This is a genomic window from Rhodococcus sp. P4_E4 (genome assembly GCF_056401575.1).
Genome location: NZ_JBFUJB010000018.1, coordinates 79,159 through 90,117, shown reverse-complemented (window position 1 = coordinate 90,117; position 10,959 = coordinate 79,159). Strand labels below are relative to the sequence as shown.

10 protein-coding genes are annotated in these 10,959 nt (G+C 60.5%); 2 read left to right on the top strand and 8 right to left on the bottom strand.

The window, feature by feature from the left end:
• The coding region (locus AC1DVN_RS20345) for a diiron oxygenase (RefSeq protein WP_477994166.1) at positions 1 to 315 on the top strand (315 nt) is incomplete at its 5' end.
• A 669-nt stretch (positions 316 to 984) separates the two neighbouring features.
• Here the strand turns inward: AC1DVN_RS20345 and AC1DVN_RS20340 are convergent.
• From AC1DVN_RS20340 to AC1DVN_RS20305, 8 genes are all read right to left on the bottom strand, one after another.
• Positions 985 to 1,341, bottom strand: coding sequence for a hypothetical protein (locus AC1DVN_RS20340; RefSeq protein WP_279219894.1), 357 nt, complete (start codon positions 1,339 to 1,341; stop codon positions 985 to 987).
• A gap of 728 nt (positions 1,342 to 2,069) precedes the next feature.
• Entirely contained in the window at positions 2,070 to 2,804 is a 735-nt protein-coding gene (locus tag AC1DVN_RS20335) for an SDR family NAD(P)-dependent oxidoreductase (RefSeq protein ID WP_195849594.1), read from the bottom strand.
• Between the two features lie 199 nt (positions 2,805 to 3,003).
• Positions 3,004 to 4,236: a serine hydrolase domain-containing protein gene (locus AC1DVN_RS20330; RefSeq protein ID WP_477994165.1), complete on the bottom strand. Its 1,233-nt coding sequence runs from the start codon at positions 4,234 to 4,236 to the stop codon at positions 3,004 to 3,006.
• A 53-nt stretch (positions 4,237 to 4,289) separates the two neighbouring features.
• Positions 4,290 to 5,615 (bottom strand): MFS transporter, encoded by a 1,326-nt coding sequence (locus tag AC1DVN_RS20325; RefSeq protein WP_477994164.1) that lies wholly within the window; start codon positions 5,613 to 5,615, stop codon positions 4,290 to 4,292.
• 170 nt (positions 5,616 to 5,785) lie between these two features.
• Entirely contained in the window at positions 5,786 to 6,097 is a 312-nt protein-coding gene (locus AC1DVN_RS20320) for a DUF202 domain-containing protein (RefSeq protein ID WP_477994163.1), read from the bottom strand.
• On the bottom strand, positions 6,094 to 6,423 hold the full coding sequence (locus AC1DVN_RS20315) for a YidH family protein (protein ID WP_230091163.1): 330 nt from the start codon (positions 6,421 to 6,423) through the stop codon (positions 6,094 to 6,096). Before AC1DVN_RS20315 ends, AC1DVN_RS20320 begins: the two co-directional genes overlap by 4 nt.
• Before the next feature lie 100 nt (positions 6,424 to 6,523).
• Positions 6,524 to 7,714: an acyl-CoA dehydrogenase family protein gene (locus AC1DVN_RS20310; protein ID WP_113684134.1), complete on the bottom strand. Its 1,191-nt coding sequence runs from the start codon at positions 7,712 to 7,714 to the stop codon at positions 6,524 to 6,526.
• Positions 7,715 to 7,726: 12 nt separating this feature from the next.
• Positions 7,727 to 9,283: an AMP-binding protein gene (locus AC1DVN_RS20305; protein WP_133727460.1), complete on the bottom strand. Its 1,557-nt coding sequence runs from the start codon at positions 9,281 to 9,283 to the stop codon at positions 7,727 to 7,729.
• 115 nt (positions 9,284 to 9,398) lie between these two features.
• On the opposite strand from AC1DVN_RS20305, the gene AC1DVN_RS20300 reads away from it, so the two are divergent.
• A complete protein-coding gene (locus AC1DVN_RS20300) occupies positions 9,399 to 10,007 on the top strand; it encodes a TetR/AcrR family transcriptional regulator (protein WP_113684132.1) in 609 nt (202 codons plus the stop codon).
• Positions 10,008 to 10,959 lie beyond the last annotated feature (952 nt).

Here is a 10,959-nt window from a genome sequence, read left to right as displayed (position 1 = left end):
CGCCCGAACCGGTTCGTCCTCTCGCTGCTGTTCCCGATCGTCATGCGCATTCTCTGTGACGCCATCGTCATCCCGCCGAAGTCCTTCTGGAAGCAGTTCGACATCCCGAAGTCCGTGAAGAAGGACCTGTTCTGGGATCTGCCCGAGTCGCGCCAGACCCTGCGCAACTACTTCGGTGACGTCCGCATGCTGGCCACCGACACCGGCCTGATGAACCGTGCCTCGCGCCTGGTGTGGAAGGCCTGCAAGATGGACGGCCGCGCATCGCGCTTCCGTAGCGAACCTCACCGCAGCTCGCACAACGCTGCTGCCTAGCATTGGGGCGGCGCTTCTCCCTGGCGGTTGCGTTACAGGATCGCCTTAATTCCCTCGTCTACCAGCAGGTGTCGCGTCGTGGCGATTTTGGCGCGTGGCGGCCGGTTGCCCAACATTTGTTTCGTCGCACTCGGGCGCGAACCTCCTCTCAGCTAGCCGCATCTTTGGGCGAGAGGGTCGAGTGACTGCAATTCGTCGAAGTGGGCTTCGCCGCTTCGGGGAGCGTGTCGCCGAAGTGATCGTGGAACTGGTCGTTGATGCCGTCGTATCGCAGTTGCGTTGATCGTATGTTCTGCTCGCAGGATCGTCCCGAGGCAGGGAAGTCCATGCGCTGCAACGTGACGCCTACGACGTGTGCCAGAACCCCCGACGTCGAACATCATCGCCGCGGCCTTGTGCTGAAATTCCTCGTCAACCGTTTGGCAGAAGAACCCTTCGGCCTGACCTCGGCGGAGCTGGCGTCACTGAATCCTAGATTGTTTGCATGGCAACGTAACTCGTATTCGACCGTGTGTACTGTGCAGAAACGGAGCGAGCCGGGGCCTGTGGTTGACACGCCCCTAGGCTGATACCACGGCAATTTTGTTCTCGATCTATCAATGCCACTTCCAAAGGTCGGCAATGAACCGGGATAGTTTCTGGACTATGTCGCGTCAGTGCGTTCGGGCTTCACATCTTCGATCGACCGGCTAGGACAGTCAGGGAGCGATGCGCTTCCTGGCGGATCGCGGGGTTCGGATCGTTGTGTTCGATGCCGGTCAGCAGCGTATTGATCGCCTCGTTGTTGAAGCTTTGGAAGCAGCGAATGAGCTTCCATCTGAGGAGTTCGTCGTCCTGGGCCCGCGGGTAGAGGGCACGCAGCGCCCGTGAGGCGATTCCCCGCCGTCGACGTCGAGGCGAGTCGCTCCGGATTCGTTCGAGTGCGTTCCGTGTGTCCCTGAGCTTCTTTCTCGACACGACGAGGAGGACGCCGAGGGCAACGATCGCGGCGAGCTCAACTACGGCTGCGATTATCCACATGGTCACGCGTCTATTCTGACCTCGATTTCATGGTCAGTTACGGGCCGCCCATGCCGACGACAGTGAGGGTCGTCCTGATTGCCGAGGGAAAGGTTCGTCCTGTGTCGCCTCTTTTCCAGTCACGCAATGTTCGGGTTACGGCAATCGCCGCCGAGGACCTGGTAACGCTGACGTGCCGTAACGCCACGGCACGTGCCGGTCCAATGCCCGCACACTTGCCACATGGTCACAGATGGACAGAGGAGGGTAAAGACGAATTCATGTGGGCGATCGAAGCTGTGCCCAAGGTCGCGGTGTTCGATCTTTTGGCGATCTCCCGCTACGCGTGGTCGGTTGCGTTGGGTGATAGGGGGTTTGAGCCAACTGCTGCCTCTCAAAAGTCCATACCACTGCAGGATTGGAATAGGGGCCGGCGGCGGAGCCTATTCAGCGGCGAACAGCAGGTAGCCGCCTCGCGTGGCTGCTCGGCTTATTGTGCGTGGGTGAGGAATTGTGGGCCGGGACGTATACCCCGATCAAACTTGAATCTCGGCGTCGGCTGGGGTCGTTGCCGAATGCCTGGTGAGTTGGTTAAGCCGTCCAGCGGCCCGATAGGCACAGACCTAGCGACAGTCCCCCTCCACTGAGGTCGGGCCTCTGCCCGAAGCCCCAATGATGGTGGGGGAATCACTCGGTTTCGTGCATCCCGTTGGGTACGTTTGCTTGGTTGTTCCGAGGGCGCCGGATAGCGGTGTTCACAGAGACATGCCTCCGTCGACGGGGATGATCGCCCCGGTGGTCCAATTGTCTTCGAGGGCTAGGCGTGCGATCCAGATCGCGGCTTCTTCGGGGGTGCCGGCGCGTCGAAGTGGGAGTGTGGCTGTTCGGGTGTCGAGGAGCTCGTTCTCTTGTGCTTCGGTCATGCCGGCGTTGCGGAACAGTGATGTTCGAATGGGGCCTGGCGCGATGGCGTTGACGCGTATGCCGTCGGGGCCTAGTTCGAGGGCCCAGCATCGTGTGAGTTGGGCAAGTGCGGCTTTCGAGGCTGCGTAGTGCGAGTTGCTGGCTGTGGGTTTGAGTGCCACGGTGCTGGCGACATTGACGATGGAACCGCGTGATGAGCGTAGAGCGGGTAGGAAGGCTTGCACGACGAGGGTGGGTCCGATGATGTTGAGGTCGTGGAGTTTTCGGATCTGTTCGGTGGTTGTTTCTTCGAGGGAGGTATAGAGATAGGCGCCGGCGCAGTTGACGACGAAGTCGATTCCCTGGTGGTGGGAGATTGCTTCGGCAGCGGCGGTGCTCACGTGAGATTCGTCGGTGATGTCGACAACGTGGGTGCGCACGTGTTCGTCGGTGGGAAGGGTGGCGAGCGTGTGTTCGTTCTTGTCCCATGCTTCGACTGTTGCGCCGAGTTGGCGGAGCTGGGTGACGGTGGCCCGTCCTAGTCCTGAGCCTGCGCCGGTGACGATTCCGATCTGGGGGGTGTGCATTGCACGCTCATTTCTATTCTGCATGAGTGATTTGGTGTGGGGTCGTGTAATGATATGCGTTCGCCCAAATAGGTCAGGTTTTCGCCCGGCGCTTTGTTTCTGGTATGCATGGGATGTTCGGAGTCGTTGCGGCTCAATAATGTTCAGTGCGCTGAACTCGTCGTGCCGCTCCGGGTGAGGTTGAGCATTGTTAGGGCTACTACTCTTCGGCCTGCGAAGTTTGGTTGGAGGGGGCCAGCTCACGCGGGCTCGACGTCAGGTGAGTGCCGACCTGAATGAACGCGGGTACGAAGTCCGGGGTGCCTGTCGCGGGGGAGAGGATGTGCGCTCCGAAATGAGCGACGACCAATTCCAGGTTGCGCGAGATCAAAAGTCTCTGGCCGTGGATTCCGCTTGCCATAAACGATCCGAACGGGTCGTTGAGGATCCACCAGTAGTCGTGGTAGCTCATCGTCGGGGGAGAGTCGACAGGTGCGCGCGGGCTTCTGACTTCCGAGGGATAACCTGCGGGTACGTCTGCGGTCAGGGATCGCGCGATGCTGGGTGGGATCACCTGACGATCGCTAACGGCGCCGCCACAGCGGATCATCTCACCTACTTTGGCTACGTCTCGAAGGGTTGCGCTGAAACCGCCGGCCGCCATTTCTGTTCCGGACGAGTCGACGATGTAGAACGCATCTTCCTCGGCTCCGATCCGAGACCAGACCAGTTCGCTAAGAAGTTCGGCGAGCGAAGTCCCGGTCACGCGGCGCAATACTTCGCCTACCGTCTCGACATTGCCATTCTCATAGCGGAATTCGGTGCCTGTCGGGCCTGCGGTTCGTGCGGTGGCGAGGTGCTCGAGGATGGTCTCCGGGCCGCGATAATTCGCAGGGCGCAGGTTCGGGGCGACAACGGCCCAGAATCGGCTGGCTTCGACGGTGCGATAGAACTTTCGGTCACTGTAGGTCACATCGGTGCCCATGTGTAACAGGTCTTGAATCTTACTGTCTCCAAACGCAGTTCCTGTCAACTCGGGAATGAACTTCGATGCAACGTCGTCGCGGCTGAACAGTCCTTGTGCTTCGACGAGTGCGGCCATCAAACCAACGTAGGACTTCGCCATCGAAGCATTCAGGTGCGGTTCATGGGCTTTGCATCCGTGCAGGTAGCTCTCGTACACGAGGCGGCCGCGATGCACGACGGCGATGCCGTCGCTGTGCGCGCCCGCCAGGAAGTCGGACAACGACTGCTCCGGTTGATCCGGAAGGTTCAGAGGGATGCCGGACAAGTCGGTGTAGTCGGTCGGCAGGGTCCATGTGGGTCCGTCGCCACGCCACACGCGGCGGGTCGGTAGCATCTCTCGGATCGTCGTGGCCTGTTGGCGTACGTCGGCCGGGTCGGTGAATCCGCGGGCCCAGCGAAGGTCGTCCATCGCGATGGTTCGTGTCATCAAAGGTCCTCTTCTGAGTTGATTTGTCGAGTTTCGTGCGGTGGGGGGCGAAATCACCTGACCTCGGAATGCGCATTCTGGTCGTGGAGAGACGTGACTGCGGTCAGCAAGGCCGCGCTGTCGCGGGCGTACGGCCGATACAGGGCGCCCGAAGCGACCCCGTTGAGGGTCGTCAGGACGACGGTGACGATGAAGAGCGCACCCTGCAATCCCATTCTGTCACCGAGGATTCCGACGAGGAAGGCGTAACCGGCGTACGCGAGTGCTTCGACGGTTGAGAGCGATACTGCGAAGGCGAGTGCTCGTAGTTCCGGGCGGACCACCGCCATGATGATCGGCCGGTTGACCACAGGTACCTGACCTTGAAGGACGCCGACGATCGCGAACATGACGGCGTAAGCCCCAATGCTGTTCCAGGAGATCTGTGTAGCGACTAATGCGGCAAGGGCAAATCCGAGTTGGCTGGCCTGCAGCATGAGGATGCGTCCGCTGCGCGGTCGCATGACATGGACGGCATCGTTGACTCGCCCTCCGACGAAAGTGCCCACGAGGTAACCGATTGCGAAGGGCGGCGCGATGATCGATGCCGTAGTGGTAGTAAATCCATGCTCCTCGACGAGAAACACGATACTGAAGCTCATGATGACGTTCTGGCCGGAGAAGATGCGTTGGATCAGAATGTATCGGTATGTCTTGATGGCGAGGAGCTCTCGTATACCTTCACGCCAGAATCGGGTTTTGGTCTCGAGATCCTCGCTGGTCGTCTGCGGGTGTGTATCGGAGGATTCAGGATCGTCGAGGAAAATCAGGATCAGCACCCCGATGATGATGCAGATCGCGCCGGTGATGATGTAGCCGTAGCGCCACCCGTCTTCGAAGCGCGCTAACAGTCCGAATACGGGAGCGGTCGCGCCGGTGATGACGGCGACACCTCCGTACATCAATCCGGTTGCGCGACCACGGCGCGCGTCTTCGTACAAATCGCCGAGTATGGACAATGCGATCGAGCCGGCTCCGGCGAAACCTGCAGCACCGATTGCATACAGAACGAGAAACTGAGTGAAGCTGCCGGACAGGCCGGCCAGGATCACCCAGGCGCCCCAGAATCCTGAACAGACGGCAAGTACCGACTTGCGAGAATATCGGCGGGCCAGGAACGCCCAGGGAATTGCGGTGAACACCCCGACTGCTTTCGATACGGCGACGATCGTGCCGAGTGCAGCTGACGAGAGCCCCATTGCCTCGCGCATCAGCGGGAACATCACGGACGTCACGCTGCTCTCGGCGTTGTCCATTGCCGTAGAGCCGGTCAGGAGAGCGAGGTTCTTTCCTCGCCGACCGCGCTGAAACTGGGTAGGCGACGCAATTTCTGTGGTCATTGTTCCTCCGGAGGATGCGCTCGCTGCCTATTCGCAAGTTCGGCGTGCGCGCAGAATGATGTGCACTGAGTCACATAGATTAATATTGGCGAGACTATACATAAATAGACATGATGTCTAGAGGTGGTCGACGCATCTTCCCGCCGTCGATTCAGGAATGACTAAGTTCCTCACCAGGCGCTCACCGCCGCGCATCCCCCGGCAAACGCAACACTCATGGCGACAACGGAGAGCAGCAGGTGGGGGAACGTGCGCGAATCCTCGGCGTCGAGCACGGTGCGTCGACGGCGCACGACGATGCCCGCCGCGATGCCGGTTGTCGTGAGCATCAGTACGACGAAGAGTGCCCACCCTGGGATCGACGGATCCAGAGCGATCTCACGGCCGGCGATCACTGTGACCGTCAGCGAGGTGAGGGCGGTGCGTCGCCAGGTGAGCACGGTTCGCTCGGGCTGCAATCCAGGAGGCTCGCTGTCCGTCACAGCACGGTCATTCCTACGCTCAGACCCGCAACGAGACACACCCCGCCCACGAGAAGCGGGATCATCGGCGATTTGGGTAAGGGATGATCACGCCGCATCGCGGTCTGAGTGGCTTTCCAGTGCCGGAGCGCGCCGATCGCTATCACCGACGCCACCACGGTGCACACGACTCCGAGCATTCTGTGCATGTTGTCGTCCTTTTCGGGTACGTAGAACTGGCCGACTGCGACGCCGCCGGCCAGCAACCCCAACGCCGTTCGGATCCATGCGAGAAATGTTCGCTCGTTCGCAAGACTGAATCTGTAGTCCGGTTCGTGCTCGATCACGGTGGTTGCCTCTGAAACGTCGAGTGCCCGCCCGGTCGTCACATCGAGCGTGAGACGACCTGACGGGCACGGATTGGACACGAATGTGGGTGAATGATGTTCAGGTGGTGAGTAATTGGTGGGCGATGCCGTTCTTCTGGATCTCTGATGATCCGGTGAGGATTCGGAACATGCGCAGACGTTGAAACAGCGATTCGATCTCCGAACCGCGTATGACGCCAGACTTGCCGTGGATCTGAACTGCATGGTCAGCGATGGTGAAGGCCTTCTCTGCAACGAACAGTTTGCACATGAAGGCTTCGATCCGCGGACGTGCACCGGTGTCGAGTGCGGCGAGTGCGTCATAGGTCATCGACCGCGCGGCGTAGTAATCGGTCGCCATGTCGGCGAGTTTGTGTTGGATGGACTGCAACATCGCAAGAGGAGCGCCCTGCACCTGGCGAGTCTTGCTGTACTCCAACGACAATTCCAGCGCTCGGCGGGCTCCGCCGAGCGCGGTCGGGCAGTGCAGGAGCCGATTGACCGTCACTCGTCCCAGCCCGATCCGCAAGCCCTCGCCGACATTTCCGAGGAGCTGTTCCGGACCTACGTAGCAGTCGTCGAGGATGATGTCCGCTTCGATGTGCTGGCCGGACATCGGGACATCACCTTCGGCCACGACGCAGCCAGGAGCGTCCAGGTCGACCAGGAAGGCCGAGTACGAATCCGGACCGTCGCCGTCGCTGCTGGATGCCATCTTGGCGATCAGGACCGAGAAATCGGCGAACGGGCCGGCGGAGGAGAACACCTTGTGGCCGTTCAGGCGCCATCCGGCGCCGTCCGGGGTTGCGGTGGTGAGCATGCCGCGAACGTCGGAACCGGCGTCGTTCTCGGTGAGGGAGAAGCAGCATGCCTTCTCGCCGCGCAGCACTGGCAGCAAGTACTTTTCCATCTGGTGTTCGGTGGCGTATTGGAAGATCGATCCAGCTCGGAGCGGGCCGCCCATGTCTCCGAGTACCGACGTAGAGAGGACCCGCGGCGATGCGCCGACCTCTTCCTTGAGCGCGGCGAGTTCGGTAAAGGTGAGGTTCTGGCCGCCGAGTTCGGTGGGAAGATGGATGCCGTAGAAGCCGAGTTCGCGGCTGCGCTTCCATACTGGCTCGAGCGTCTCGCGGGTGTAGTGGGATTCCTGGGTGAGTCCCAATCCTGCTTCGTACGCGGCGAGTTCGCCGTCGAGATACTCGCGCAGACGCTCGACGAGTGATTGAAGTTTGGGATTGTCGTCGTAGGTAGGGGTGAGAGCGAATGACATGTCTATTTCCTGTCAGTTGACGTGACGGTCAGCAGTGGCCCAATAGGTTGCGCGAACGGCGCGACGATCGATCTTGCCGTTTCGGTTGACAGGCAACGAATCTGCGAAGTCGACCGAACGTGGCTTCTTCATGCTTGCCAGACGAGTCGCGCAGTGGTCGATCAATTCAGTTGCTGTGGTCTGACTTCCACTCCGACGTACGACAATCGCTTTGACCGCCTCGCCCCACTTAGGGTCGGGGACTCCGACGACGCAGACTTCGGAAACGGCCGGATGTTCGTAGAGTGCGGCCTCTACCTCGCTGCAGTAGATGTTGAATCCGCCCGAGATGATCATGTCCTTCTTGCGGTCGACGATGAAGAGGTAGCCGTCCTTACGGAAGTAGCCCACGTCGCCCGTGTGAACCCAGCCGTTCCGGAACGTCTCGGCGGACAGCTCGGGTTCGCGGAAGTACTCACGTACGCAGTCCGGGCCTCTGACGACGATCTCGCCGATCATGCCCGCCGCGACCTGTTCACCGTTGTCGTCGACCACGCGGACATCGGTGTCGTAGGCAGGTCGTCCGCACGAGAGAAGAAGGTCGGGGTCGGAATCGATGCCGCGCACAATGTCGTCGGCAGTCAAAACAGTGACGACGCTCGTTGTTTCGCCGAGTCCGTAGCCCTGAATGACGATGGGACCGAACAGTTTCACCGCGTCACGCAGTCGTTGCGGAGAGACGGGTGCGCCGCCCACCCCGATGCAGCGCAGCGAACTCAAATCGATACCGGTAACCGACGGATGATCCATCAGCAGGTTGAGCATCGTCGGGACTACCAATGTGGTGCTGATGCGCTCGCGTTCGATGGTCCGCAAGAAGGACTCGGTATTCCAGGACCGAAGAACCACGACGGTTGCACCTCGTGCAAACATTCCGAGCATCACCATCCCGGATGCGTGTGTGATCGGGCCGGGGGCGAGGTAGCGATCGCCCACTGACGGGGCGCCTTCAGGACTCATCAATCGCTTGCGCAGATTGGCCAAGCGGTTGCCCTGACTCTGGATCGCAGCTTTGAGCTTTCCGGTGGACCCGGAGGTGTAGTTGAGAACTGCTGGGGCGTCGATGTCGACGTCCATCTCGACGTTGTCTTCGCTGCCCGTAGCCAGCAGTCCGTGATAGCTGTCCGCGCCGGGAGTCGAAGTGCTGTAGTCGAACACCTGGCAGTTCAGCCCGGCGTCGGCGACGACTTTCAGTGCCATACCGGCGTGGGCGGCGTCGACGAACAGAACACGGACATCGGCGTCGGCGAGGATATGCGCGAGTTCGTCCGTGCCCAGTCGTGCGTTGATCGGTACCCGGACGAACCCTCCCTTGCACAAGGCCATTTCGGTCACGACGAGTTCCCCGCAGTTTCCGGCGAAGGTGCCGATCATGTGTCCCGGCCGTGCGCCGGCAAGTGCGAGAGCGGACGCGAGACGGTTTGCAGCCGTGTCGAGTTCGCTGTATGTCCACCGATCGTCGCCGCAGACAAGGGCTTCGATATCCGGATGGAAACTGGCGCTTCGGGCGAGATAGGTACCGAGGTTCATGAACTCTCCAAGAAAATTCGACATCACGAATGTTATTGGACAGTGTGTCTATATTCAATCGCCCTGTCAATGTTGGACTATGCTGCCTACAACAGTTGCGAAGGAAGGGAAGCCAGTGCCTCCAGAAGACAGACGTGTTCGGCGTACCCGACGATTGCTGCGGGACGCGCTGGTGTCCCTGGTTCTGGAACGCGGATATGCAGGGATCACCGTCGAGGACATCACAGACCGCGCGGATCTGGGTCGGGCAACCTTCTACAGCCACTACACCGACAAGGATGACCTGCTCGGGCAGGTAGTTTCCGATTTGAGCGCGGACCTGCACGAGCGACTCGGTCCACTCGTACCCGCCTCCTCGGTCGGCTTCACCGGCAAGCCGGTACTCGAGATGTTTCGACATGCGGCGGAGGAACGCGACGTCTACCGCGTGATATTGCGCGGGGAGGGGGACGGTAAGGCGCTGCGAAAATTCATCGAGGACCGCAGTGCCGCAGCGGTACAGATATTCTCCGCGCGGGCGGAAGCGCTCGGAGTGACCCCGCGAATCGACATCGAAGTTCTCTCCCGGGCGTGGGTGGGAGAACAGATCGCAGTCATGCAATGGTGGCTCGAATCCGACCCACCGCCGCTGACCCCGGAAGAGGTCACCGAGATGCTGCTCGAACTTTCGCTGCGAGGACGCTACTGGTCCTCGGGCTTCGACGGCGAGTTGAAATCCGAATAGCTGTTCCCACCTGTGCGTTGCGGCGGCGAGCTCACCGCGAATCGCCTCGGCGTGCTCACCGACCTGCGGCGTCTACAGTCGAAAAGTGTTGAATCCCAAGCTGAACTGCGCCGGGAATCTCTACTGGGGCAAGCTTTCGTCATCGTCGTTCGAAACCCTCGCTGATCAGGTCGCGAGCGATGACAGGGGGATCGCTCACAGTTGGTCTGCGTCGGTGAGCACCGGTGTGCAACGATTCCTGTCCGCTTTCGGGCGCATCTCCCCGCACTTTCGCCCGCGTCGTAATCGGATGACGTCAGCGATCACTGCACCGAAAGAGCCCTCCTATTCAGGTGTGGGATCAGGTCGCCGAAAAGTCCCGCGCTGTCTGAACGGCTGCTCCGTGTGATGGCCTGCTGGACTCGAAAGCTGTTGCACTCCAATTAACTTGACTATGCCCGGCGAACAGCGCCACCGGCCCTGACGCTCGACTAGGCGGTGCTGCTTTACTTGGTGATCGGCTACACGCTCGTCACAGTTGCACCTTCGCCCCGCTGAGGTGAATTGTAACTCGGCACTCGAAGTGTGTGCCCCCTAAGGCCTCCCTGGGGGCATACATATTTCGGTCGGGCTCCAACTGACTCGATTGGATTCGAGTCGGGTTACCTCATCGCCGGATTGGACAATCTCAGCGCGGTACCTTTGCTGCAGGACAGTGCAGGTCCACGATGGAGTGACGTACACGATCGTTAAGCGTGTTGTGCCGGTGCGGTTTTTGCCTTGATCCTCCCTGTCGCATGTGGAGTTTCGACGAGATCCGGTATCGGGGATGCTCGCCCGAAATCGTGGCGGCTGTAAAGCGGGTGGGCCGCAAACGGTAAATGAGGTGGGGCTCAGCACTCGTCAAGTACCCGCGCGCTGCCTCGACCCTATGTGCCGGCGGTGTCGCGCAAACCCCGCCCAGCGAAATCGA